28 protein-coding genes are annotated in these 22,870 nt (G+C 70.3%); 15 read left to right on the top strand and 13 right to left on the bottom strand.

What is annotated here, in order from left to right; translation table 11 throughout:
• Positions 1-23 precede the first annotated feature (23 nt).
• Both P0W64_RS00550 and P0W64_RS00545 read left to right on the top strand, forming a co-directional pair.
• Positions 24-611: a DUF3000 domain-containing protein gene (locus tag P0W64_RS00550; protein WP_275478098.1), complete on the top strand. Its 588-nt coding sequence runs from the start codon at positions 24-26 to the stop codon at positions 609-611.
• Positions 611-1,834 carry an HRDC domain-containing protein gene (locus P0W64_RS00545; RefSeq protein WP_275478097.1) on the top strand — a complete coding sequence of 408 codons (1,224 nt, stop codon included), beginning with the start codon at positions 611-613 and terminating at the stop codon, positions 1,832-1,834. The genes P0W64_RS00550 and P0W64_RS00545 overlap by 1 nt, the downstream gene beginning before the upstream one ends.
• Here the strand turns inward: P0W64_RS00545 and P0W64_RS00540 are convergent.
• Both P0W64_RS00540 and P0W64_RS00535 read right to left on the bottom strand, forming a co-directional pair.
• On the bottom strand, positions 1,791-2,294 hold the full coding sequence (locus P0W64_RS00540) for an HXXEE domain-containing protein (RefSeq protein WP_275478096.1): 504 nt from the start codon (positions 2,292-2,294) through the stop codon (positions 1,791-1,793). The two genes, P0W64_RS00545 and P0W64_RS00540, sit on opposite strands and share 44 nt — an antisense overlap.
• Entirely contained in the window at positions 2,291-3,721 is a 1,431-nt protein-coding gene (locus tag P0W64_RS00535) for an aldehyde dehydrogenase family protein (RefSeq protein ID WP_275478095.1), read from the bottom strand. Before P0W64_RS00535 ends, P0W64_RS00540 begins: the two co-directional genes overlap by 4 nt.
• Positions 3,722-3,795: 74 nt before the next feature.
• On the opposite strand from P0W64_RS00535, the gene P0W64_RS00530 reads away from it, so the two are divergent.
• Together P0W64_RS00530 and P0W64_RS00525 are read left to right on the top strand one after the other, a co-directional pair.
• A complete protein-coding gene (locus P0W64_RS00530) occupies positions 3,796-4,338 on the top strand; it encodes a TetR/AcrR family transcriptional regulator (protein ID WP_275478094.1) in 543 nt (180 codons plus the stop codon).
• Between the two features lie 31 nt (positions 4,339-4,369).
• Entirely contained in the window at positions 4,370-4,990 is a 621-nt protein-coding gene (locus P0W64_RS00525; RefSeq protein ID WP_275478093.1) for a TetR family transcriptional regulator C-terminal domain-containing protein, read from the top strand.
• 6 nt (positions 4,991-4,996) lie between these two features.
• On the opposite strand, the gene dxs is transcribed toward P0W64_RS00525, so the two are convergent.
• The 3 genes from dxs to P0W64_RS00510 form a co-directional block, all read right to left on the bottom strand.
• Positions 4,997-6,934 carry a 1-deoxy-D-xylulose-5-phosphate synthase gene (dxs, locus tag P0W64_RS00520; protein WP_275478092.1) on the bottom strand — a complete coding sequence of 646 codons (1,938 nt, stop codon included), beginning with the start codon at positions 6,932-6,934 and terminating at the stop codon, positions 4,997-4,999.
• A gap of 81 nt (positions 6,935-7,015) precedes the next feature.
• Positions 7,016-8,203 (bottom strand): TRAM domain-containing protein, encoded by a 1,188-nt coding sequence (locus tag P0W64_RS00515; protein WP_275478091.1) that lies wholly within the window; start codon positions 8,201-8,203, stop codon positions 7,016-7,018.
• The gene (locus P0W64_RS00510) at positions 8,200-8,943 is read right to left on the bottom strand and encodes a DUF3159 domain-containing protein (protein WP_275478090.1); all 744 of its coding nucleotides are present in this window, start codon (positions 8,941-8,943) and stop codon (positions 8,200-8,202) included. The genes P0W64_RS00515 and P0W64_RS00510 overlap by 4 nt, the downstream gene beginning before the upstream one ends.
• A gap of 45 nt (positions 8,944-8,988) precedes the next feature.
• On the opposite strand from P0W64_RS00510, the gene P0W64_RS00505 reads away from it, so the two are divergent.
• A complete protein-coding gene (locus tag P0W64_RS00505) occupies positions 8,989-9,699 on the top strand; it encodes an alpha/beta hydrolase (RefSeq protein WP_275478089.1) in 711 nt (236 codons plus the stop codon).
• Between the two features lie 7 nt (positions 9,700-9,706).
• Here P0W64_RS00505 and P0W64_RS00500 read toward each other — a convergent pair whose 3' ends face one another.
• Together P0W64_RS00500 and dut are read right to left on the bottom strand one after the other, a co-directional pair.
• Entirely contained in the window at positions 9,707-10,498 is a 792-nt protein-coding gene (locus P0W64_RS00500) for a DUF3710 domain-containing protein (protein ID WP_275478088.1), read from the bottom strand.
• 56 nt (positions 10,499-10,554) lie between these two features.
• Positions 10,555-11,028, bottom strand: coding sequence for a dUTP diphosphatase (dut, locus tag P0W64_RS00495; protein WP_275478087.1), 474 nt, complete (start codon positions 11,026-11,028; stop codon positions 10,555-10,557).
• Between the two features lie 24 nt (positions 11,029-11,052).
• Here dut and P0W64_RS00490 point away from each other — a divergent pair, with 24 nt between their 5' ends.
• Positions 11,053-11,511, top strand: a complete 459-nt coding sequence (locus P0W64_RS00490) for a DUF3093 domain-containing protein (protein WP_275478086.1) — start codon at positions 11,053-11,055, stop codon at positions 11,509-11,511.
• Positions 11,512-11,540: 29 nt separating this feature from the next.
• Here P0W64_RS00490 and P0W64_RS00485 read toward each other — a convergent pair whose 3' ends face one another.
• Complete coding sequence (locus P0W64_RS00485) at positions 11,541-11,840, bottom strand: DUF4193 domain-containing protein (protein WP_275478085.1); 300 nt, start codon at positions 11,838-11,840, stop codon at positions 11,541-11,543.
• 209 nt (positions 11,841-12,049) lie between these two features.
• Here P0W64_RS00485 and cei point away from each other — a divergent pair, with 209 nt between their 5' ends.
• Entirely contained in the window at positions 12,050-12,772 is a 723-nt protein-coding gene (gene cei / locus P0W64_RS00480) for an envelope integrity protein Cei (RefSeq protein WP_275478084.1), read from the top strand.
• A gap of 10 nt (positions 12,773-12,782) precedes the next feature.
• Here cei and P0W64_RS00475 read toward each other — a convergent pair whose 3' ends face one another.
• Positions 12,783-13,655: an inositol monophosphatase family protein gene (locus P0W64_RS00475; protein WP_275478083.1), complete on the bottom strand. Its 873-nt coding sequence runs from the start codon at positions 13,653-13,655 to the stop codon at positions 12,783-12,785.
• A 140-nt stretch (positions 13,656-13,795) separates the two neighbouring features.
• Here P0W64_RS00475 and P0W64_RS00470 point away from each other — a divergent pair, with 140 nt between their 5' ends.
• The 3 genes from P0W64_RS00470 (at position 13,796) to P0W64_RS00460 (ending at position 17,186) form a co-directional block, all read left to right on the top strand.
• Positions 13,796-14,542, top strand: coding sequence for an ROK family protein (locus P0W64_RS00470; protein ID WP_275478082.1), 747 nt, complete (start codon positions 13,796-13,798; stop codon positions 14,540-14,542).
• A 185-nt stretch (positions 14,543-14,727) separates the two neighbouring features.
• Positions 14,728-16,197 (top strand): RNA polymerase sigma factor, encoded by a 1,470-nt coding sequence (locus P0W64_RS00465; protein WP_275478081.1) that lies wholly within the window; start codon positions 14,728-14,730, stop codon positions 16,195-16,197.
• Positions 16,198-16,385: 188 nt separating this feature from the next.
• The gene (locus P0W64_RS00460; protein ID WP_275478080.1) at positions 16,386-17,186 is read left to right on the top strand and encodes an SDR family NAD(P)-dependent oxidoreductase; all 801 of its coding nucleotides are present in this window, start codon (positions 16,386-16,388) and stop codon (positions 17,184-17,186) included.
• Between the two features lie 11 nt (positions 17,187-17,197).
• Here P0W64_RS00460 and P0W64_RS00455 read toward each other — a convergent pair whose 3' ends face one another.
• Together P0W64_RS00455 and P0W64_RS00450 are read right to left on the bottom strand one after the other, a co-directional pair.
• Positions 17,198-18,385, bottom strand: coding sequence for a cation:proton antiporter (locus P0W64_RS00455; RefSeq protein WP_275478079.1), 1,188 nt, complete (start codon positions 18,383-18,385; stop codon positions 17,198-17,200).
• Positions 18,382-18,864, bottom strand: a complete 483-nt coding sequence (locus P0W64_RS00450; RefSeq protein WP_275478078.1) for a cation:proton antiporter regulatory subunit — start codon at positions 18,862-18,864, stop codon at positions 18,382-18,384. Before P0W64_RS00450 ends, P0W64_RS00455 begins: the two co-directional genes overlap by 4 nt.
• A 101-nt stretch (positions 18,865-18,965) precedes the next feature.
• Here P0W64_RS00450 and P0W64_RS00445 point away from each other — a divergent pair, with 101 nt between their 5' ends.
• From P0W64_RS00445 to P0W64_RS00435, 3 genes are read left to right on the top strand one after another with little or no spacing between them, the layout of a single operon-like run.
• Positions 18,966-19,238, top strand: a complete 273-nt coding sequence (locus P0W64_RS00445) for a hypothetical protein (protein ID WP_275478077.1) — start codon at positions 18,966-18,968, stop codon at positions 19,236-19,238.
• The gene (locus P0W64_RS00440) at positions 19,235-19,372 is read left to right on the top strand and encodes a hypothetical protein (protein ID WP_275478076.1); all 138 of its coding nucleotides are present in this window, start codon (positions 19,235-19,237) and stop codon (positions 19,370-19,372) included. Before P0W64_RS00445 ends, P0W64_RS00440 begins: the two co-directional genes overlap by 4 nt.
• Before the next feature lie 18 nt (positions 19,373-19,390).
• Positions 19,391-19,990, top strand: a complete 600-nt coding sequence (locus tag P0W64_RS00435; protein WP_275478075.1) for a TetR/AcrR family transcriptional regulator — start codon at positions 19,391-19,393, stop codon at positions 19,988-19,990.
• Here the strand turns inward: P0W64_RS00435 and P0W64_RS00430 are convergent.
• On the bottom strand, positions 19,956-20,498 hold the full coding sequence (locus P0W64_RS00430) for a hypothetical protein (protein ID WP_275478074.1): 543 nt from the start codon (positions 20,496-20,498) through the stop codon (positions 19,956-19,958). The genes P0W64_RS00435 and P0W64_RS00430 overlap by 35 nt on opposite strands.
• Before the next feature lie 107 nt (positions 20,499-20,605).
• Between P0W64_RS00430 and P0W64_RS00425 the strand changes: the two genes are divergently transcribed.
• Together P0W64_RS00425 and P0W64_RS00420 are read left to right on the top strand one after the other, a co-directional pair.
• Positions 20,606-21,709: a histidine kinase gene (locus tag P0W64_RS00425; RefSeq protein ID WP_275478073.1), complete on the top strand. Its 1,104-nt coding sequence runs from the start codon at positions 20,606-20,608 to the stop codon at positions 21,707-21,709.
• Complete coding sequence (locus P0W64_RS00420; protein WP_275478072.1) at positions 21,706-22,341, top strand: response regulator transcription factor; 636 nt, start codon at positions 21,706-21,708, stop codon at positions 22,339-22,341. The genes P0W64_RS00425 and P0W64_RS00420 overlap by 4 nt, the downstream gene beginning before the upstream one ends.
• Before the next feature lie 67 nt (positions 22,342-22,408).
• On the opposite strand, the gene P0W64_RS00415 is transcribed toward P0W64_RS00420, so the two are convergent.
• On the bottom strand, positions 22,409-22,861 hold the full coding sequence (locus P0W64_RS00415) for a 6,7-dimethyl-8-ribityllumazine synthase (protein ID WP_275478071.1): 453 nt from the start codon (positions 22,859-22,861) through the stop codon (positions 22,409-22,411).
• Positions 22,862-22,870 lie beyond the last annotated feature (9 nt).

Raw genomic sequence — 22,870 nt, 5'->3', positions numbered from 1 at the left:
CCGCGCGACTACGGTGCCGAGATGTGAGCCAACCTGGAGCTGGGCCCGACCCCGAGCCCTTTCGCGACGCCATCGATTCGATGCATGCCGCCTCCGTCCGCTCCGAGATCGAGATCGGGTCCATCAGACCCCCGCAACGGCTGGCCCCGTACAGCTACGCGATCGGCGCCGAGGTGCGCTCGGCGCAGACCGAGACCGTCGCCGAGCACTCGGACGGCGAGACGTTCGGCCGCCTGATCCTGCTGTACGACCCGCAGGGCCACGAGGCGTGGAACGGCCTGATGCGACTCGTCGCCTATGTGCAGTCCGACGTGGACGAGGAACTCGCGGCCGATCCCCTGTTACCCGAGGTGGCGTGGAGCTGGCTGACGGATGCCCTCGCCGAACGCGGCGAGGAGGTCACCGCACTCGGCGGCACGGTGACCGCGACGTCGTCGGTGCGGTACGGCGACATCTCCGGCCCGCCGCGGGCGCACCAACTGGAACTGCGCGCGTCGTGGACCGCCACCAGCTCGAATCTCGCGGGCCACGTCGAATCGTTCGCCAGCGTGCTGGCGATGGCCGCCGGACTTCCGCCTGAGGGCGTCGCCAGGTTGGGGCCGGTCCAATAGTGTCGATCGAGCTCGCGGAGCCCTATGAAGGAGTCCCGCAGCCGCTCACCAGCGCCGGCGAATTCGTGCGCTGCGCCGAGGCTCTCGCCGCCGGCACGGGGCCCGTCGCGCTCGACACCGAACGCGCGTCGGGCTTCACCTACTCGTCGCGCGCATATCTGATCCAGATCAAGCGCACCGGCTCCGGGCTGTTCCTCATCGATCCCGTCCACGAGCCCGACGCCCTCGGTCCCGTCGCCGACGCGTTGCGGGGAGTCGAGTGGATCCTGCACGCCGCGGACCAGGACCTGCCCTCGCTGCGTGAGGCGGGCTTCGTGTGCGACGAGCTGTTCGACACCGAGCTGGCCGGTCGGCTGCTGGGCGAGCCGCGCGTGAACCTCGCCGCGATGACCGAGGCCTACACGGGCTACCTGCTAGCGAAGGGACACGGTGCGGCCGACTGGAGCAAGCGCCCGCTCCCGGACGACTGGCTCACCTACGCCGCCCTCGATGTAGAGCTCCTCATCGACCTGCGGGACGAGACTCTCATCCGGCTCGAGGACGCGGGGAAACTCGAGTGGGCGCGTCAGGAATTCGAGGCGGTACGTCTGCGCCCCGATCCCCCACCGCGGATCGACCCGTGGCGCCGCACGAGCGGCCTGCACGGGCTCCGCAACCGCCGCCAGCTGGCACGCGCCCGCGAGTTGTGGGTCGCCCGGGACGAGCTCGCTGCCAAGCGCGATGTCGCGCCTGGACGCACATTGCCCGACGCCGCCATCGTCAACGCCGCCACCGTCAACCCCGCGACCGAGGAGGAGCTGACGGCGCTGCCTGTGTTCGGCGGGCCGCGCATGAGACGCACGGCCAAGCGATGGATGGGCGCGATAGAGCGGGCGAACGCCCTGCCGGACAAGCAGCTCCCGCCGCTACACGGGCCACGCCCCCCGATTCCGGCGGGAAACCGTTGGAGCCGCAATCACCCCGAGGCGGCCGAGCGCCTCACCGCAGCGCGTGCCGCGCTGGCGACGATCGCCGAGGAACATGAGCTCCCGGTCGAGAACCTGCTGCCACCCGACGCGGTGCGGCAGCTCTGCTGGTCCTGGCCGTTCACCTCCGACGGGGACGCTCCGCACACCGACCCCTCTCGCATCGTCGATGACGCACTCCGCGATGCCGGCGCCCGCCCGTGGCAGCGCGCCCTCACCGTGGACGCGTTGGCGGCAGCCCTCGACGCCGCCGAGTGACGCCCGCGGTAGCCGCATGGCACCCCGCGACGGCAGTCACGGCGAACGCCACGCCCGCAGCCACCGCCCGTCCGGTCGACATCCGGTCACGACCTGCGAGGTCCCGCCACGCCCACCAGGCGTAGGGCAGTACGACCGGCAGCACAGTGGCGACGCCCGGGGCGTACCCGCGGTTGACCGCCGAGATCGCGAGGTGGGAGAAGCCGTGTAGCCCGAAGGCCGCGACGGCGGCCTGGTACGTGGGCGAACGACCGTCCGTCACCCAGCCCCGCACGCTCGCCGTAGCGACGACCGCGCCCATCAGCGGGATCGCGCGCCGCAGCGACGAGGCATCGACGGGCGACGAGAACCTCAGTCGCTCAACGTTATCCGCACGTATGTACTCCTCCGCGTCATGCACCGCCCAGGCGGCCAGCAGCGCGAACGCCGCAGGATAGCGGCGGGCCCCCTTCGCTGTCATCGGCGTCCGACCAGACACAGGAGTGCGTGGAGCGACGGCACGTCCCACGCATGGCGCCGGTGCGTGCTCGCACGGGATGGCAGATGCAGCGCCCTCCGTCTCGACACGGCGACGGGGTACGTGAACTCGCGCAGACCGTCTACGCCGTGGATGCGGCCGAACCCGGATGCGCCGCGGCCTCCGAACGGCAGGGCCGGGGTCGCACCGAAGCTGACCACATCGTTGATCGCAACCATGCCGACGCCGAGACCGCGCGCGATCTGGCGACCACGGCGACGACTGAAGACGGCCCCGCCGAGACCGGTATCGACCGCGTTGGCCCGCACGATCGCCGTCGCGACGTCCGGAACGACGGCAACGATGAGAGTCGGACCGAACGTCTCGTCCCGGGCGGCCACCGATTCCTCGGGAACATCGGCGAGGATCACCGGGTCGACGAGCCTCCCCCGCACCGACTGCGGACCGCCGACCAGAGCGCGGCCGCCGTCCGCCACAGCGGCACCGATATGACGTGCGACGATCCCCGCCTGCCGCTCCATCGTCATCGCTCCGTAATCGACTCCGGCCCTCAGATCTCGGGCACGTTCGGTGAGAATCCTCGTGAATTCGTCCGCGACCTCCTCGACCACGTACACCCGCTCGATTCCCGCACACGACTGCCCCGCATTCATCGTCGCGCCCCAGAGGATCGCATCGACGGCGGCCGAGATGTCCGCATCGTCAGCCACGATCGCCGCATCCTTGCCACCGAGTTCCATCACGACCGGGATCAAACGCTCGGCGCACGCCGCCATCACGAGCCGACCCGTCGCCGCCGACCCGGTGAACGCCACCTTGTCGACGTCGCTCGACGTCAGAGCGCATCCCGCCGCCGGACCTCCTGGCACGACACGGAACACGTCGTCCAGGCCCGTGGCGTCGGCGAACGTCCGCCCGAGCCACTCGGCAGCACACGTCGCGTACTCGCTGGGTGTGAACACGACCGCATTACCCGCCGCCAGTGCATACGAGATCGAGCCGAGCGGCGTGTACACCGGATAGTTCCACGGGCCGATCACCCCGACGACCCCGTATGGTCGCCGCTCAATCGACGTCTCGTGATCGAGCATCATCATGCCCGGGCGCACACGCTCCGGCGCGAGTACCCGCCCCGCACTGCGAGCCGCCCAGTCGAGATGGTGTAGAGCCATCGTCAGCTCGAGCGTCGCGTCGAAGTGAACCTTGCCCGCCTCGTCGCGGAGGATCGCGCGGATCTCATCGCGCGTTCGATACATCTCTCGTTTCCACTGGAGCAGGTGGTGGCGGCGTCGAGCGGCGGTCAGCCCGGCCCACGCTCCCGTGGAGGATCGCGCGGCGGCGACGGCATCGTCCACGCGCGGCAGTACCGCTGTGCGCTCGTCCGGCGTCGCTGTCGTTGTCGTGGTCATGGAGCCGACGGTAGCGGCGACTCGACAGAAATACAACGCACCGTTGCGTTGTATTCAGGGGTACTATGAGGCACATGCCCGCCCCACGCCGCGCCACCGAGATCCACGCCGCGACCCTGCGGATACTCACCGAACGCGGGTACGACGGACTGACCATCGAGGGGGTCGCCGCGGCGGCGGGCGTGAACAAGACGACCATCTACCGGTGGTGGCCCGGTAAGGACGAGTTGATCGCCGATTCGGTCCGGGAGTCGCACCTGACCAGGCTCGACACGCCCGACACGGGCTCGCTGCGTGGCGACGTCGAGGCCCTCCTGAACCAGGTCGCCGACATCCTGACCAGCCCGACGGGCCGCAGTATCGCCGCCGCGACGATCACGGACAGCAACCCCGCCATCACCGCGTTCGCGCGGAACGTGCTCGGGGAACGCGCGGCGATCGAGCAGACCGTCCTGGACCGGGCGGTGGGCCGTGGCGAGATCGCCGATACCGACGCCCGCGACCTCTTCGTGCCCGCGATGGGCGCGCTGTGGCTCCGCATCCTCGTCCTCCGCGAGGACCCCCAGGTCGCTCATTTGGCGGATCGGGTGGTCAAGGAGGCGACGCGAGGCACGTAGCCTGTAACGGATTCGAGAAGGAGGAGCAGCAATGCCCCACTCTGCAGATCCGGCAGTCGATCCCGACGCCGGCGAGACCGACGTCAGGCGTGTCACTCTCGCGAACCGCGCCCTGGGGCCGCTGGCCGAACTGGGCTACTCGCGCTCGACGCTGGACGAACTCGCGGCACGGTCCGGCATCGATCCCGCGGATCTCGCCGGCGCGTTCACCGACGTCACCGACCTCGCGACCGAGTGCGTGCGCCTGTACAAGGCGGGGTGCGTACACCGCTTCGACGAGGTACTAGAGCACGCACCCGACGCCCGGTCGTTCGAGTCGGGAGTGGCCGCAGTCATGGCGGTGACACTGCGCGACGAGGGCCACCTCCACCGGCTCTGGTACGACCTGCGCACACACGCGATGTACGACCCGGAGTTCGCCCGCAGCATCGCCGACATCGACCGCAGCATCGGCGCTATGTTGCTGCGTGTCGTGGAGCGCTTCGCCGAGCTCCGGGGCTCGCAGCCCGCAGCCGGCCCGGAGATCACGTACGCGATCATGGACGGCCTGTTCCAGCGGGCCCTCCTGCGTTACCTGTCCGGCGACGACGGAGCCCCGGAGGCGTTCGCCGGTGATATCGCGGACACCCTCATCCTCAGCGTGCGCGACTGACTGCTGCTACTGCGGCAGGAAGCTGCTCCGCTGCGCCACGCCGGCATCCTGCACAGCCTGGACCGTCTTACCGTGCGCCGAGAGCTTCTCCGTCACCGCTACGGCGACGTCGGCGGCGGTGAGTCCCAGTTCGCCCAGGAGCTCGCCGCGCGAGCCGTGGTCGAGGAACTGCTGCGCTACGCCGAAAACGCGCACAGGTGTGTCCACGTCGGCGCGCTGCAGCGACGCCGACACGGCGGCTCCGATGCCGCCCGCGACGCCCGAGTCCTCCAGCGTGACGACCAGCCGATGGCCGCGGGCCAGCTCCGCGATCGACGCCGGCACGGGCAGCACCCAACGCGGGTCGACCACCGTCGCACCGATCCCCTGCCCGCGCAGGCGCTCGGCGACGTCGACGGCCATGTGTGCGAACGGACCGACAGCTACCACGAGCACGTCGGTCGCGGTGGCGTCGGCCACGAGGACGTCGACGCCGTCGTCGAGCCGCCGCACGGCCGTCAAGTCCGCGGGCACCGCGCCCTTGGGGTAGCGCAGCAGCGTCGGGCCGTCGGAGACGTCCAGTGCCTCCGCGAATTCCTCCCGCAGCCGCCTACCGTCCCGGGGCACCGCGACCCGCAGTCCGGGTACCACCGACGCGAGGGAGAGATCCCACATCCCGTGGTGGGAGGCCCCGTCTGGGCCCGTGACGCCGGATCGGTCCAACACCAGCGTCACCGGCTGCCGCAGGAGCGCGACGTCCATCAGCAACTGGTCGAACGCGCGGTTGAGGAAGGTCGAGTAGAGGGCGACGACGGGATGCATGCCACCGAGAGCCAACCCCGCAGCCGAGGTGAGGGCGTGTTGCTCGGCGATGCCGACGTCGTACATGCGGTCGGGGAATTTCACCCCGAACGGCGCCACGCCGGTCGGCTCCGCCATCGCGCCCGTCAAAGCGACGATGTCCGAACGCCTCTCGCCGTGCGCGACCAACTCCTCGGCGAACACCGCCGTCCAATCCCGGCCGCCCGGGCTCGACTTCGACAGTCCCGTGGCGGGGTCGTTGACCCCGATGCTGTGCATCTGATCCGCCTCGTGGTTCTCGGCGTGCTCGTAGCCCATCCCCTTGCGGGTGATCGCATGCACCACGACGGGGCCCCCGAAGTCCTTGGCACGCCGTAGCGCAGACTCGAGCCCCGCCTCGTCGTGCCCGTCCACCGGGCCCACGTACTTCAAGCCGAGGTCGGCGAACATCGCCTGCGGGCTGACCATGTCCTTGATCCCGGCCTTCATGCCGTGCAGCAGCGAGTACGCGGGCTGCCCCACGACGGGCAGGTTCCGCACGTGACGCCGCCCCTGCTCGAGGAACTGCTCGTAGGCCGGCGTCGTTCGGAGTCCCGCAAGGTGCGTCGCCAGCCCGCCGATGGTCGGTGCATAAGACCGCCCGTTGTCGTTGACCACGATCACCACGGGCCGCTCGGACGCGGCGATGTTGTTGAGCGCCTCCCAGCACATACCGCCTGTCAGAGCCCCGTCGCCGACGACCGCCACGACCGTGCGCGACTCACCGGCGAGTCCGAAGGCCTTTGCGAGACCGTCCGCGTACGACAGCGCGGCCGAGGCGTGGGACGACTCCGTCCAGTCGTGTTCGGACTCGGCTCGGCACGGGTACCCGGACAGGCCGTTGCGCTGCCGAAGTGAGTCGAACGAGTCGCGGCGACCCGTCAGGATCTTGTGGACGTACGCCTGATGGCCGGTGTCGAACAGGATGGGGTCGATCGGCGAGTCGAACACGCGGTGCAGAGCCATCGTGAGCTCCACGACTCCCAGGTTGGGGCCCAGGTGGCCGCCGGTCGCGGACACCTTCTCCACCAGGAACTCTCGGATCTCGGCAGCTAGCTGCGTGAGGGCGGCCTGATCCAGCTTGCGCAGGTCCCCGGGGGAGTCGATGGTCTTCAGCACGTCCATGTGCCTCGTGTTCTCCTATCACCGCCGGTGGATCCTTGGGCTTTGGTCGTGTGTACACCTTCAACGAACGTGCTCGCCACTTTACGGGGCCGCGCCCGGAGTGAGGTGCGCCATCACCTCGAGGTGGTGAGTCCCCGGGAACGCGTCGAACGCCACGACCTCGCGGGCGGCGTACCCGGCGTCGTGCCATAGCCGGAGATCGCGCGCGAACGCGGCCGCATCGCACCCGACGTGCACCACGTCCGCCGGACGCGCCGCCGCGATCGCCCGGACCGTCTCGGCGCCCGCCCCCGCTCGGGGCGGATCGAGCACGACCGCGCCGGGGCGACGCAGTCGGGGCAACGCCTCGGCGACGCCGGATCGCAGGAACCGGACCGGCGCGCCCTCGAACGCCCGCCGCCCCGCGCGCACGGCGTCCGGCGACGTCTCCACGACCTCCGCGCTCCCGCCCCGCTCGGTCAGGGCCGACGCGAACACCCCGACCCCGCCGTACAGATCCCACACGTGCACGTCAGGGGGCACCCAGCGCGCGGCCAGCGCGGTATACGCGGCGACCGCGTCCCGGTGGGCCTGCCAGAACGCGGTCACGGGGACGTCGAACTGCCGCGTCCCGACGCGCTGGCGCGTGATACCGCTCCCGTCGACCAGCAACTGGGCGGCCCAGCTCCCGCGCCGTGCGGGCGAGCCGAGCACGGCGTGCCGCACACCGTCGTCGTCGCGGGCGACGACCAACTCGGGCGCGCCGTGCTCCAAGTCCGTAAGCCCGTCGACGAGCCCGGACACCAACTGCCGACAGTGTGGCTCGGCGACCAGATCGTGGCTCCGCGCAGCGCGCCAGCCGAGCTCTCCCCCGCGCCCTACGGCAAGCCGCGCCCGGGTCCGCCATCCCGCGTCCATCCCCGGCGTCACCGGGATCACGGCCGTATCGACGGCGCCCGGCGCGAACCGCCCGATCCGGCCGAGCACATCCGCGAGGACCTCGGACTTCAGCTCGCGCGCGTAGGCGGGTTCGGCGAACGAGAGGTCGCAGCACCCGGCGCCTGCCGCGGCAGCGGGGCACGCCTCGTCGACGCGGTGCGGCGAGGGTGTCAGGACCTCTGTCACCGTCGCGCGCAGAAAAGACTTCCTGGTCTCCGTGACTCGCGCGCGCACCGGCTCACCCGGCAGCGCGCCGCTCACGAACACGACCTGGCCGTCGGTGCGCGCTACCGTGAAGCCGCCGTGCGCGGGCCGACCAGCGACGAGCTCCAGCTCGCGCCCTTCGCTCACCTCGGGCCGCCGGTCGTATCCGGCCCGCTCGCTCCGCTCCCGGCGCCCGAATCACCCGACCCGCTCGCTCCGCTCCCGGCGCCGGAATCACCCGGCCCGCTCGCTCCGCTCCCGGCGCCGGTGAGCTGCCGGGCCACCGCATACGTCACCAACAGGCATACCCCGAACATGGGCCAGCCCATGACGATTCGAGCGATACCCAGCCAGCCCGTCCGGTCGGACTGGTACAGCAGCCCCTGCACCACGAAGCGCACGGCGAACACCAGCGTCCACAAGATCGTCAGCGCGTCGTATGCGCGACGCTCACGGGGCACGGCGCGCCAATCCCGGTCGGTGTGCCGCTTGCCGCCGATCTCGAGCATGTTCCACAGGACACCGACGAGTGGGCGTCGCACGATGACCGACACCAGAAACGCGACGGCGAGCACCGCCTGCGTGACGATGCCGTAGAGGTAATAGCCCTTGGCGCTGCCGATGGCGAACGCGATCACGACACAGATCCCCACCCCGAAGAATCCGCTCACGGCGGGCTGCACGCTGCTGCGGGTGACGAGACGGACCACCAGGATCACAGCCGCCACGCCGAGAGCGACACCGGCGCCCCAGCCGAGACCGCCGATCGCGTTGGCCGGTACGAAGGCCGCGACGGGCAGGGTCGAATAGACGAGGCCCTGCCAGCCGCCCATCTGGGCGAGGACCTGGTCCTTCAGCGGCGGCTCGGGTCCGTTCTCTTCGGTCACAGCCGCCCACAGTAGTCGCCGTGGACGTCCGGCAGGATGAGGGATGTGACGTCTGATTTCTCGGCGGCCACCGCCGTGCTGCTGCCCGGGTCGGGCTCCGACGGCGACTTCGTGCGCCGCGCGTACGCGCCCCTCACCGCGCTCTGCGCGCGTGTGCTAGCCGTCGACGCACGGCCGCCCTCGGTGGAGGCTGCATACCGGTCCGCCCTCGACGATGCCGCGGCCCTCGGCCCGGTGGTGGTGTGCGGCGTGTCCCTGGGCTCTGTGATCGGCTCGCGGTGGGCCGCGGAGCGGTGCGGTGCGGGCGTCGCGGGCCTGGTGCTCGCGCTGCCGCCGTGGACGGGCCCGACGGCACCGGATACGCCTGCCGCACTCGCCGCACGGGTCACCGCGGACACCGTCGACGCCGTCGGGCCCGTCGAGGCGACGGCACGGATGCGGTCATCGAGCCCGGGTTGGCTAGCGCGCGAGCTCAGTCGCTCGTGGGCGGCCCACGGCGCCTTCCTGTCCCCCGCTCTCCGCGAGGCGGCCGCGTGCCCGGGCCCGACGGGCGTCGAGCTCGCCCGGGTGCATACGCCGACTGTCGTGATCGGCGCTCGCGGCGACGCTGTGCATCCCGCGGCCGTGGCGGACGAATGGGCCTCGGCCATCCCGGCCGCGACCGCGCTCACCGTCGAGCTGGCAGAGCTGGGCGGTGATCCGGCCGTCCTGGGGCGCGTCGCCGCCAAGGCGCTGGGCTGGGCCGCGAGGCCCTAGGCGCGCTCTAGTTGCGCCCCTGCTGGAGCCGGGACAGGGCCGATCCCTGAGTGAGCCGGTCCTGGCTGGGCTGGCGCAGGGCGGCGGGCGCCTGCTGAGCGGCCTCCGCCTCCGCCTGCGCCTGCTGCTCGGCCACGGCGGCCTGCAGATGCGCTAGAAGGTCTGCGGGAAGGGAGATCTCGAGATTGTCGCGAGCGGGCCTGGGCTCGTTACCGCGCCGGATCACGGTCTCCGCGAGCATCGCGCGCGCGATCTGCGCGGCCTGCGGTTCGCTGCCCTCGGGTGCCGTGACGACGAAGCGGGTCATCCATCGCGGCCCCTCGGCGCCGATGAAGCGCACCAGCACGCCGGGGCTGCGACCGAGCACCTCACGCCCCCAGTGACCGTCCTCGATGGTGACCTGCGCACCCTGATCCCGTAGCGAGTCGGCGATCTCTGTGACCACCTCACGCCACTGCCCGCCGGAGCGCGGGGCAGCGAACACCCCCGGCGTGATGCGGCCGAACTGGGTGTCGATGTGCACCACCATTGGGAGCCCGTCCGGACCCATCTCGACCTGCATCTGCGCCTCAGGTGGCATGGCGAGCACCATCGAACCCAGGTCTAAGCGGCCGTCGCCGAGCGCCTCGGCATCCTCGAGTTGGTCGAGATCGTACGGCCCCTCGCCCGAGCCCAGAACCTTCGTCTCCTGCTCGGTCGGCACCGTCGGGTGGTGTGCCCGTTCAGGCTGCCCGATCTCGGCGTACGGGTCCACGTTGGACGCGCCGCCCTTGCCGGACTTGCGTCGACCGAAGGCCATGAAAGCTCCTTGACGTTGGCTGCCCGCGGGCTGGTCCCGCGCGCAGTCGAGTTTAGCTACGCAGTCGTCGACGCGGTCCCGTCGAGGCTCGCGTGTCCCCCGCTAGAGCCGTAACCGCCTGCCCCGCGTGCGGTCTCGTCGAGCGAGTCGACCTCCTCGAATTCCGGTAGCTCGACCCGCTGCACCAACAACTGCGCGATCCGGTCGCCGCGCGCGATATCGATGGGGGTGTCGCGGTCCGTGTTCAGTAGACACACCTTGATCTCGCCGCGGTAGCCGGCGTCGATGGTGCCCGGCGTATTCACAACCGTGAGGCCGTGGCGGGCCGCGAGACCGGACCGCGGATGCACGAGCCCGACCGTGCCCAGAGGGAGCGCGAGCGCCACCCCGGTACCGACCAACGCACGGTCTCCGGGCGCGAGGGTGATGTCGACGGCGGAGTACAGGTCCACGCCGGCGTCACCGGGATGAGCCCGTTCGGGCATGGGCAGTCCGGCGTCGAGGCGCAACAGGGGTATCCGGGGCGTCATGGCGAGGAGACTACGCTTGGGACCGTGGATTCGACTTACCGTGAGCGCCTCTACGTGCCGTGGCAGTGGTGGCCGGCGGCTGCCATCGCCGTGGCGCTGATCGGTTACGAGGTGCAGATCGCCGCGCGCGGCTCTGCTTGGGTCTGGGCGGTGTACGCGGTGCTCGGCGCGCTGGCGGCGGTGCTGTTGTTCAGTATGGGCCGCGCGCAGGTCCAGGTCCGGGATGGAGAGGTGTGGGCCGGTGATGCCCACCTTCCGGTGGAGTTGATCTCTCGGGCGGCCGCGGTGCCTGCGAGCGCGAAGAGCGCGGCGCTCGGCCGGCAGCTCGACCCCGCCGCCTATCTGTTCCACCGGTCGTGGGTGAAGACCCTCGTGGTTCTAGTGCTGGACGATCCCGACGACCCCACCCCCTACTGGATGGTGTCGACGAGGCACCCCGATCGGGTGCTCGCCCATATCCCCACGGCGACCGCGCTGAGCTGAACCACTCGCCAGCGCGTCGCCGTTCGCCGTCAGGCGCAGTCGACGCAGATGAGCTGGTTGCCGTTCTCCACAGCCAGCCGGCTGCGGTGGTACACGAGGAAACAACTCGTGCAGGTGAACTCGTCCGCCTGCTTGGGCACGACTCGCACTGACAGTTCCTCACCCGACAGGTCCGCGCCGGGCAGTTCGAACGACTCGGCGGTCTCGCCCTCGTCGACGTCTACGGAGCCCGACTGTGCCTCGTTTCGGCGCGCCTTCAGCTCCTCCAGGGAGTCTTCCGACATCTCGTCGGATTCAGTCCGACGCGGAGCGTCGTAATCAGTAGCCATTAATGATCCCCATCCTTGCTGCGACCCGCCCGAATAGCCCGAGATCATCGGTTCCGGTGGGCCCCGGTCCGCTGAGCGGCCCGAAGTGTAGCCGATCCCTTTTTCATTGTCACGGGTTGTGCCCGAAGATCGCCGAGGTCTACGGCGATGCAGCCTGCAACGCGACGACCCTCCCGATGATTCCCGGTCTCGGGCCCTACACTGGCCGCGTGGTTTCACAGATCACCGCAATCGGCCGCGACCAGGACCGCAGGGGCGAGCCGTGGCGGCGCCGCAACGCGTACCCGGTCCTTATTCTGGTGATCGTGCTCGCGGTCGCCGGGGTGATCACCTGGGGCGTCGCGCTGTCGCGGCGTACCGAGGCGGCCGCCCCGGTCACGTGCCCGACGCCCGCCGCGCCAGCGTCCGCCTCGGCGGCGCCACGCCCCGGGGCCGCAGGCGCAACGACCGCGAAGGCGCCCGCGTCGACGCGGTTCGACGTCGTACCGCCCGGCGACATGGTGTCCGTGAAACCTGCGCCGCTGGCGAACACCAATGTGCGTGTGCTCAACGCATCGGACCAGAACGGTCGCGCCCAGGAGGTCCTGGCGAAGCTCAAGGACTACGGGTTCACCACCCCCGCGACCGGCGGCTACGGCGACGACACGCACTACAACCACGACATGGCGTGCCAGGCGCAAGTGCGGTTCGGCGACGCCGGCAAGACCGCGGCTGCGGGCGTGTGGATCGCGGCGCCGTGCGCGCAGCTGATCAACGACGGCCGGAAGGACAACTCGGTCGACCTGGTGATCGGCACCTACTTCAACGGCATCGACCCGTCCGCGGATGCGCAGGAGGTGCTCCGGACCCTGCGTGCGGCAGCCGCCGGCGCGCCCGACGGCGGCGCCAATCCAGCGCTCATCGCCGCCGTGCACAACCAGAACTGCAGCTGAGCGACCGGTGTCAGGTCTGCGGCAGCGCCTCGTATCCGCCCGCAGCGCGCAACAGCTGGGCGAACGCGTCGGCGACGCCCGGCACGGCGACGAGGGTGAGTTCGCCGTCGGCGCTGGTGCTGTCGGGGCCGGGTAGCACGACACGCGCCCCCGCCTCGTCCGCGATGAGGGCGCCGGCCGCCCAGTCCCACGGGCTCAGGCCGTGCTCGTAGTGCGCGTCGACGCGGCCCGCTGCGACCATGCACAGATCGAGTGCCGCCGAGCCGATACGCCGGACGTCTCGCACCCGGGGCAGCAGCTGCGCGAGGATCGCGCCCTGGCGCGCGCGCCGCTCGGGGTGATAGCCGAACCCCGTCGCGACGAGCGCGAGCCCGGGATCGTCGAGGGAGTTGACGCGCAGGTCGCGCACCGCGCCGTCGGGGGCGATCTCGCGCGCACCACCGCCCCGGCTCGCGGAGTACAGGGCGCCGCTCGCGATGTCGGCGACGGCCCCGGCCACGGACACGCCGTCGATCTGTGCGGCCAGCGAGACCGCATACGCGGGGACGCCGTACATGAAGTTGACGGTGCCGTCGATCGGGTCGACCACCCAGCGCACGGCCCCCGGAGCGGGACGCTCGGTCGCGCCCTGCTCTTCACCCAGGATCGCCTCGCCCGGACGCAGTTCTCCGAGCCGCGCGCGCACGAAATCCTCGGTCTCCGTGTCGACTACGGTGACCGGGTCGGTGGGCGTGGACTTCGTCCGGACCGGGCCCGGCGAAGCCTCCCCGGTGATCTCCTCGCCCGACGGCGCGGTGTAGCCGCCCGCGCCGAAGACCTCGGCGCGGCGGGCGGCGGCGCGGGCCGCGGCCTCGCGGACGATCGTGACGGCTGTGTCTTCCAAATCGGCATGCGGACTCACGACCTACATCGCACCACAATCCGGAGTAACTTGACGACCGACCGACACGCCGCGCGGCGCGCCGGTGGATCCCTCCGGCCCTACTCTGTGCCGGCAAAGCGACCCGAGGAGCTGGGAAGGTCATGAGCGACAACCATGGTTTCGGCGTAGACATCGGTGGCAGCGGCATCAAGGGCGGTGTCGTGGACATGGAGACGGGCGAGCTGGTCGGCGACCGTTTCAAGGTGTTGACCCCGCACCCCGCTACTCCGGGGGCGTGCGCGGAAGCGGTTCGGGAGGTCGTCGCTCACTTCGGGTGGACAGGTCCGCTCGGCATCACGGTTCCCGCGGTCGTGACCGGGGGTACCGTGCGCAGCGCCGCGAACATCGACGCGGGGTGGATCGGCACGAACGCGGACGAGTTGTTCAGCGAGACGCTGGGCGCGCAGGTGACCGTCGTCAACGACGCGGACGCAGCCGGTCTGGCAGAGGACCGATACGGCGCGGGCCATGACAAGGACGGCGTCACGCTGCTGCTGACGCTCGGAACCGGGATCGGCTCCGCTCTGCTCTATCGCGGAACGCTCGTGCCCAACACCGAGCTGGGCCACCTCGAGGTCGACGGCAAGGAGGCCGAACACCGCGCCGCCAGCTCGGTGAAGGAGCGCAAGGGCTGGTCGTACGAGAAGTGGGCCGTGCACCTCTCGCGGGTGATCCGCGAGTACGAGAAGCTGCTGTGGCCGGACCTGATCATCGTGGGCGGCGGCATCAGCCGAAAGTCCGACAAGTGGATCCCGCTGCTGGAGGTGACCACCCCCGTCGTTCCTGCGAAACTGCTGAATACGGCGGGCATCGTCGGCGCCGCCATGGCCTCCCTACCGGCTCGCTGACAGGCGCGCCGCGCGGAGCGGTGCACCGAGGTCACGCCCGGATCGTTACAATGGTGGTCCCGGCGTCCCCGGCCGGGAACATCCCCGGACCTCACGACTTCGCACACGCACGCTCTCGGCCACGTCTGTCGCTGCGTTGGGCGGACCGAGGTCCGCGCAGAACACATCGGTAGGAAAGGGCGTAAGTGGTAGCGACTGAGACCAGTTCGGCCGCGCAGCCGGCGACGGATGGCGCGGCGGGCTCGGTGACCGCGACCGGCGATGCGGCACCGGCGAAGGCTCCCGCGAAGAAGGCCCCCGCTAAGAAGACCGTCGCTAAGAAGGCTCCGGCCAAGAAGGCGGCGGCGAAGAAGACGGCAGCGAAGAAGGCTCCGGCCAAGACCGCGGCGAAGAAGACCGCCAAGAAGGCCGCGGCCACGAATGCGACGGCCAAGAAGGCCGGCGCGAAGAAGGCGACGGCGTCGGCGACGGGTCCCGAGGGCGAGAACGAGGAGGACGCCGAGTTCGACGGCGAACCCGCGGCCGGCGACCTCGCTGACGAAGACGTCTCGCTGGACGAGGAAGAGGCTTCTGAGGAGCCCGACAAGGCGAGCGCGGTCAAGAAGCCCTCCCCCGCCGACGCGGAGGACGAGGTCGAGGAGCCGTCCGAGAAGGACAAGGCCTCCGGCGACTTCGTCTGGGACGAGGAGGAGTCCGAAGCGCTCCGGCAGGCCCGCAAGGACGCCGAGCTCACCGCATCGGCGGACTCGGTGCGCGCATACCTCAAGCAGATCGGCAAGGTCGCCCTTCTGAATGCCGAGGAGGAGGTCGAGCTCGCCAAGCGGATCGAGGCCGGCCTGTTCGCGGTGCAGAAGATCAACGAGTGGGCCGCGCGCGGCGAGAAGCCACCGATCGGTACGCGTCGCGACATGAACTGGATCGCGCGCGACGGTAACCGCGCCAAGAACCACCTGCTCGAGGCCAACCTGCGCCTCGTCGTGTCTCTGGCCAAGCGCTACACGGGCCGCGGCATGGCGTTCCTGGATCTGATCCAGGAGGGCAATCTCGGCCTGATCCGCGCGGTCGAGAAGTTCGACTACACCAAGGGCTACAAGTTCTCGACGTACGCGACGTGGTGGATCCGCCAGGCGATCACCCGTGCGATGGCCGACCAGGCCCGCACCATCCGCATCCCGGTGCACATGGTCGAGGTCATCAACAAGCTCGGCCGCATCCAGCGTGAGCTGCTCCAAGACCTGGGCCGCGAGCCCACGCCGGAGGAGCTGGCCAAGGAGATGGACATCACGCCGGAGAAGGTGCTGGAGATCCAGCAGTACGCGCGTGAGCCCATATCGCTGGACCAGACGATCGGCGACGAGGGCGACAGCCAGCTCGGCGACTTCATCGAGGACTCCGAAGCCGTGGTCGCCGTGGACGCCGTGTCGTTCACCCTGCTGCAGGATCAGCTGCAGTCCGTTCTCGACACGCTCTCCGAGCGCGAGGCCGGCGTCGTCCGGCTGCGCTTCGGCCTCACGGACGGCCAGCCCCGCACCCTGGACGAGATCGGCCAGGTCTACGGCGTGACCCGCGAGCGCATCCGCCAGATCGAGTCCAAGACGATGTCGAAGCTGCGGCATCCGTCCCGGTCGCAGGTCCTGCGCGACTACCTGGACTAGCCTCCTACGCCACGAGACGACGGGCCCGCCGGTGACTGCTCACCGTCGGGCCCGTCGACTTCGCCCGCTTGCTCGACGAGGTCCGATCTGAGCTGGTGACGCCGACGGCCGCAGCTCAGATCGGCGAACCGTGGACGATCACGTGTCCATTCCGGCAGGGTCTAGTCAGCCCCAAGAGAGGAACCGACATGAATCAGATCGTCGCGGGCCGATACGCCGGGCGGCGCTGCCTGGTGACCGGCGGCGGGTCCGGGATCGGGCAGGCCACGGTGATGCGCATGCTGGCCGAGGGCGGCACGGTGGTGGCGGGGGATATCAGCGAGGCGGGTCTCGCGGACACCGTCGAGAAGGCGGGCGCCGATGCGGCGCGTCTGACCACCGCGACGGTCGACGTCGCCGATGAGGAGTCCGTCGTCGCGGCAGTCGCATCGGCCATCGAGACGCTGGGCGGCCTCGATGTAGTCGTCAACGCGGCCGGGATCCTGCGCTCGTCGCACACCCTCGACACGACGGTCGAGCAGTTCGAGCGCGTCCTTCGCGTCAACCTGACCGGCACGTTCCTGGTGATCCGTCAGGCCCTACCTGCGCTGATCGCGTCGCAACACGCCGCCGTCGTCAACTTCAGCTCGACCTCTGCGGCGTTCGGTCACCCGTACATGGCGGCGTACGCAGCGAGCAAGGGCGGCATCCAGTCGATGACGCACGCTCTCGCCGCCGAGTACGCCAAGCAGGGCGTCCGGTTCACGGCGGTGCAGCCCGGTTCGATCTCGTCGGGCATGACCGACGGGTCGGGCCGCAGCGGCCAGAGTGTCGGCCCCGGCTTCCCCCAGGACATCGACGTCAGACTGCTGGGAAAGCTGCTCCCGGCGATCGGAAAGGGCTTCGCCGGCGCCGAGACGGTAGCGAGCGTCGTCGCGATGCTGGCCAGCGACGACGGCGTCTTCATCACCGGAACGGAGGTCCGCGTCGACGGCGGAACACACTTCTGAGCACGTCGGTCTCAGCGCAGCGCCGGCACCATCTTCTGGACGACACGGACGCTGGGCTCGACGACGCGGGCGGCGATCGGGCCGACGACGGCCATGATGAGGACATAGGTGGTGGCGAGGGCCGCGAGCTGCCCCTCGACCGCGCCTGCGGCGACCGCAAGGCCCGCGATGACGATGGAGAACTCACCGCGTGCGACGAGCGCGGCGCCGGCCCGCGCACGCCCCATCCTGCGGACGCCCGCCTGACGTGCGGCCCACCAGCCGGTCAGCACCTTCGTCAGTGTCGTCACGGCGGCGAGCGCGATCGCCCACCCGAGCACGGGCGGGATCGACTTCGGATCGGTGTTCAGCCCGAAGACGACGAAGAACATGGCCGCGAAGAGGTCCCGCAGGGGCTCGAGCAGCTTGGCCGCGCTGTGCGCCGCGCTGCCGGATATCGCGATGCCCAGCATGAACGCGCCGACCGCTGCCGACACCTGCAGCGCGGATGCAACGCCCGCGACCAGTAGGGCCGCACCCAGCACCTTGAGTAGGAAGACCTCACGGTCCGGGCTGTACAACACAGTCGATACCCAGTGGCCGTATCGCAGGGCGGCGATGAGCACCACGGTTATCACGACTACCGCGACCACCAGCGCCTGCACACCGCCCCAGAGCCCGACCCCCGCCAGGATCGCGGTGAGGATCGGCAGGTAGATCGCCATCGCCAGGTCCTCGAACACCAGCACCGACAGCACCACAGGCGTCTCGCGATTACCGAGACGCCCCAGATCGGACAGCACTTTGGCCGCGATGCCCGACGAGCTGATGTACGTCACGCCGGCGAGTGCCAGCGCCCCCGTAGGCCCCCAACCGAGCAGCAGCGCCACCGCCGCGCCCGGCGTCGCATTGAGCACGATGTCGACGACGCCCGCCATCCACGATCGGCGAAGGCCCGTCACGAGCTCGCTGGCGGTGTACTCGAGACCCAGTAGGAGCAACAGCAGTACCACGCCGATCTCGCTGGCGATGTGGCTGAACTCGAAGGTCTGACCGAGTGGCACCACGCCGCCGTGGCCGAAGGCCACGCCCCCGATCAGGTACAGCGGGATCGGCGACATGCCGATCCGTCCCGCGACGCGCCCGAGGAAGCCCAGTGCGAAGAAGATCGCCCCCAATTCGAGGAGGGCGATCGCGTTCTCGTCAGCGTGGAGTGTCACCCGTGATGCAGAATCTTGGCGGCGGCGGCGAGCCCCTCAGCCGTACCGACGATCACGAGCACATCCCCCGCGGTGAACGTGAACTCGGGCCCCGGCGACGGCTGGACCTGACCCGCGCGCATCACCGCGACGATCGACACCTTTGTGCGGGTGCGCATCTGCGTGTCGCCGAGCGTGCGGCCGTCGAACGGCGAACCCTCGAGGATCGGCAGCTGCTTCGTGTTGATCCCCGTGAGGCCACGATGCTCCTCCTGCAGCTGAGTGACCAGCTGCGGCGCGCCGAGCAGGTTGCCGAGCACTGCGGCCTCCTCATTGGAGAGTGGCACCTGCGCGCGGCATGCGTCGGGATCGTCCTGCTCGGACAGGATGAGATCGACGGTGCCGTCGCGGTGGGTCACGACCCCAACGCGCCGCCCGGAGGAGAGTTCGAAGTCCTTCCGGACGCCGATGCCCGGAAGTGGTGTCACGTCGACGTTCACACCGCCGAGCTTAACCTCACGTCCACTCTCCGTGGGCCCGAGTCGCGCCTCGTGGCGCATCCCCCTCGACGTTATAGCACTTACATGCTATTTTATTTGGCATGTTCCTGCTATCTGCTGACGACCATTCCCTCGAGACCGTCCTGAACGTGCTGCTCATCCGCTTCGGCATCGTCGTCGCGCTCGTCGGCATGGCGGCCGTCGTGGTCTTCGCGCTCGCCCTCCGGCTCAAACGACGCGGCCGTCTGGACGCGGCCCGGCGCCGGTACGGCGCCCCCGCGGCGCGTGCGATGCGGGGCTACAGCCGCCGTCGTGGCGGCCTGACCCGCGCTGCGCTCGACGAAGCCGCCCGCCGCCTGGAGGACCGACGGTGACCGCACTCGTACTCGCCGACGGTTCAGAAGTGCTGCGGCACATACTGATCGACCGCCTCCTCAAAGCCGGGATCGTGGCGGCGATCATCGTGATCGCTCTGGTCGCGATGGTGATCCTATGGCGCCGCTCGTAGCGGCCTTAGGCTGAGCCCATGCCCAAGATCGTCGATCCCGAGGCCCGGCGCGCCCATATCGTCGACGCAGTGTTCCGTGTCGTTTCCGTGGGCGGTATCGAAGCCGCCACGCTGAAGAACGTCGCCGCCGACGCTGGGCTCGCCATCGGCTCGGTGCGGCACTACTTCGACTCGCACGAGGCGATCCTGCAGGCCGCCGCAGAGGCGATGGCAGGGCGCGTCGGGTCCCGCCTGCTCGCCGAGCGGGAAGCATTCGTCGCCGACCCGACCGTGAACCGCCTAGCGGACCTACTGTCCGAGCTGCTACCGCTGGACGCCGAGCGGACCGCGGAGGTCAGGGTCTGGCTCGCCTTCTCGGCAGCAGCGGCAGCGCGGCCCACGTTGGCCCGGTGCGCCACCGAGATGGCCGAGCAGACTGCGACCATCGTGCGGATCGCGCTCGAGCGTGCCGGGCTCCCGTCCGACGCTGCGACGGTGCGCGGCACCGTCGCACTCGTGGATGGGCTGTCGCTCGCAGGCGTCTCCGCGCAACCATTGCCCCCCAGCCGGATCCGCGCCGCCCTGGACGCCTACCTGATCCGGCTCACGACCGACCCGAGTACCACACCGGACCCGTGAGCAACCAGATCGCGGTCACGACCCCCAGGGATCCGAACACGCCGAACAGCCCCGATCGCTGCGGCGCATCCGCGACCGTGTAGCCGAGCGCGAGCGTGAGTGCCGTCGCGATCGCGGCCGCTCCGAGCCACCGCGCGAAGTCCACCCACTCCTTGCGCCTGCGCTCCGGCCCCCGGGGCGGCACCTTCGCCGGAATCGGACCCCCGCCGAAGCGGTACGCGAACCGCGCGTCCGCCCACCGGATGATCGGCCCGGCGAACATCACAGTGCAGCCCAGGTAGATCGGTGCGAGGCGGTGCGCGAAGCCCACCTCGCCGCCCCGGGCCAGGTCGACACCTACGGCGACGAGTAGCGCCACGTCCAGCAGGGGCACCGCACCGAGCACGAGTACAGACATGCGGCGACGACGCAGCAGGTACCGCAGGCAGAGTCCGAGCGCCAGCAGTGCCCAGAAGCCGCCCTCACAGGCCGCGATGGTGCCGAGGACGGGGTCGATGGGTGCGTTCACTCCCCCACCCTCGCGCCGGCCGGCGGAATCCGCGTCCCCCGAACCGCGGAAGCGCATCCCCCGTTCGGCGGACCCGCTCGACTGCTCCGTGTGCTGTAGTGGTGGCGATGACCGGATCCCGAGACGACGCGAGGATATCGGTCCTGATGGCGTTCGGGACCTTCGCCGTCGGTCTGCTGCTCTGGGCCGCCGGTGCGTTCCCGATCGCCGTCGATCGCGACCTGTACCCGGGCCCAGTCAAGTTCGCGCTACTCTGCGGCGCACTGGCACTGCAACTCTCGGCACCCCGTCGACCGGGTGCCGCCTTCGCCGCTATGGCCGCTCTGCTGGCTTGGGACGCGCTCCTCGGACCATCGCTGCCGCTGTGGATCGCGATGTCCGACATCATCTACATCGCCGTCGTGCACGGGGGGGACCACCTGCGCACTACGGTGACCGTAGTCAGCACCGTCACCACAGCAGGCCTGTCGGCGGCCGCCGCGCTGGCGTTCTCGCCGCACGTGGGCATCCTGGTCGGCCTGGTCGGCCTGGCACTACTCATGGCGCCGCTCGGCTACGCGCAGGCGGTCCTGGCATCACGCCGAGCAGCGCGGGCCGAGATCGCCGCCGCAGAAGGCGCACGCACCGCAGCACTCGCCGAGGAGCGACGCCGGGTCGCCCGGGAACTTCACGACACCGTGGCCGGCCACGTCGCGGCGATAGCGGTCCTCTCGGAGGCAGCTCGTTCGGCGGACGATCCGCAGCCCACCGTCGCCTCGATCCGTGCCAACAGCCTGCGGGCCCTCGACGAGATGCGCAACATGATCGACCTGCTCTCCGCCGATGGCGACGAGACCGCGACCGCGCGCTGGGACTCCTTGGCGCCGTTGGTCACAGCAGCCCAGACGGTGGGCTCCGAGGTCACCGTCGACCCGGTCCCGGACGGTCTGCCCAGAGATGCCGAGGCGGTCGCTACACGCATCGCCGGTGAGGCGCTTGCCAACGCGACCAGGCACGCGCCCGGGCTACCGGTGCGGGTGAGCCTGGATCTAGGCCGGGACCTTGCGGTCACCGTCCGCAACCCGCTGCCCTGCGACGGCACTAGATGGCAGGAAGGAAACGGCATGCGCAACATGGTCATCCGCGCTCAGGCGGTGGGCGGCCACGCCACCGTCGGACCCGAGGGAGCCGACTGGCTGGTGACGGCCGAGATCCCGGTCCGGCGCCCGTGAGCCACGTGCGGGTGGTGCTCGCCGACGACCACGCGGCGGTGCGTGAGGGGCTACGGATGGTGCTCGAGGCCTCGGGGCAGATCTCCGTGGTCGGCGAGGCCGGCGACGGTGCCCGCGCCGTCCGGCTCGCGCGGGAACTGCGGCCCGACGTGGTGCTCATGGATGTCCGGATGCCCTCCGTCGACGGTATCGCGGCGACGGCCACCGTCGTCGGCGAGACGGATTCGAAGGTCCTGGTACTCACCACTTTCGACATCGATGAGTACGTCCTCGGCGCGCTGTCGGCGGGTGCGTCGGGCTTCCTGCTCAAGTCCGCCGCAGGCGCCGAACTCGTGCGCGCGACCCTCTCCGTCGCTGCCGGCGACGCGGTGCTCGACCCCGCGGTGACCCGCATCGTCGTCGCCGCGTTGCGCACGCATCCGGTCGACCCCGGACCGGATCTGAGCGTCCTCACCGACCGCGAGCTCGACGTCCTCGCCGGCCTCGGCGCCGGGCTGTCGAACCAGCAGATCGCGCGGCGGTTGACGATCGGCGAGGCCACGGTCAAGACGCACGTATCACGTGTGCTGACGAAGCTCGGCGCAGAGTCCCGCGTGCAGGCCGCCGTCCTGGCGGCGCGAGCGGGACTCTAGCCGGCGCCCTCTCCCGGTCGAGCCGACCTCGTCTCGGGTGCGCGAGCACCACGTCACCGCGGGGAGCTCAGCGCGGGAGCGAGGCGTGCACCTTCAGCGTCGCATCGACCGCTCGCGCGCCCTCCTCGCCCTTGAGGACGAAATGGCGCGTGAAGTACTCGACGTGCTCGCTGTGTTCGTGGAAGTGGTGCGGGGTGAGTACCACGGAGAACACCGGGACATCTGTGTCGAGCTGCACGCGCATGAGACCGTCGACGACGGCGGCCTCAACGAACTCGTGCCGGTAGATGCCGCCGTCCACGACCAGCGCGGCCGCGACGATCGCCGAATACCTCCCCGATTTCGCGAGTAGCTTCGCGGTGAGCGGGATCTCGAACGCTCCGGGTACCTCGTAGAAGTCGAGCGCGTCGGAGCCGTACCCGAGACGGCCCATCTCCGATGTGAAGCCGGCGCGCGCCTGGTCGACGATATTGCGGTGCCATGTGGCCTGCACGAAGGCCACCCTGGAGTTGTCGCTCATCGCCCCAAC

It is taken from the genome of Tsukamurella sp. 8F (assembly GCF_029167375.1).
Classification (GTDB): Bacteria; Actinomycetota; Actinomycetes; order Mycobacteriales; family Mycobacteriaceae; genus Tsukamurella.
The sequence above is the reverse complement of the archived record's forward strand: the minus strand, read 5'-3'. Positions and strand labels throughout refer to the sequence as shown.

Bases quoted from the DNA above. Each gene is read 5' to 3' on its own strand.
- P0W64_RS00535 (WP_275478095.1), bottom strand. From the start codon at position 3,721: ATGACCACGACAACGACAGCGACGCCGGACGAGCGCACAGCGGTACTG.
- P0W64_RS00500 (WP_275478088.1), bottom strand. From the start codon at position 10,498: ATGGCCTTCGGTCGACGCAAGTCCGGCAAGGGCGGCGCGTCCAACGTG.
- P0W64_RS00425 (WP_275478073.1), top strand. From the start codon at position 20,606: ATGACCGGATCCCGAGACGACGCGAGGATATCGGTCCTGATGGCGTTC.
- P0W64_RS00415 (WP_275478071.1), bottom strand. From the start codon at position 22,861: ATGAGCGACAACTCCAGGGTGGCCTTCGTGCAGGCCACATGGCACCGC.
- dxs (WP_275478092.1), bottom strand. From the start codon at position 6,934: ATGGACGTGCTGAAGACCATCGACTCCCCCGGGGACCTGCGCAAGCTG.
- P0W64_RS00530 (WP_275478094.1), top strand. From the start codon at position 3,796: ATGCCCGCCCCACGCCGCGCCACCGAGATCCACGCCGCGACCCTGCGG.
- P0W64_RS00435 (WP_275478075.1), top strand. From the start codon at position 19,391: ATGCCCAAGATCGTCGATCCCGAGGCCCGGCGCGCCCATATCGTCGAC.
- P0W64_RS00540 (WP_275478096.1), bottom strand. From the start codon at position 2,294: ATGACAGCGAAGGGGGCCCGCCGCTATCCTGCGGCGTTCGCGCTGCTG.
- P0W64_RS00460 (WP_275478080.1), top strand. From the start codon at position 16,386: ATGAATCAGATCGTCGCGGGCCGATACGCCGGGCGGCGCTGCCTGGTG.
- P0W64_RS00470 (WP_275478082.1), top strand. From the start codon at position 13,796: ATGAGCGACAACCATGGTTTCGGCGTAGACATCGGTGGCAGCGGCATC.
- P0W64_RS00485 (WP_275478085.1), bottom strand. From the start codon at position 11,840: ATGGCTACTGATTACGACGCTCCGCGTCGGACTGAATCCGACGAGATG.
- P0W64_RS00525 (WP_275478093.1), top strand. From the start codon at position 4,370: ATGCCCCACTCTGCAGATCCGGCAGTCGATCCCGACGCCGGCGAGACC.
- P0W64_RS00445 (WP_275478077.1), top strand. From the start codon at position 18,966: ATGTTCCTGCTATCTGCTGACGACCATTCCCTCGAGACCGTCCTGAAC.
- dut (WP_275478087.1), bottom strand. From the start codon at position 11,028: ATGACGCCCCGGATACCCCTGTTGCGCCTCGACGCCGGACTGCCCATG.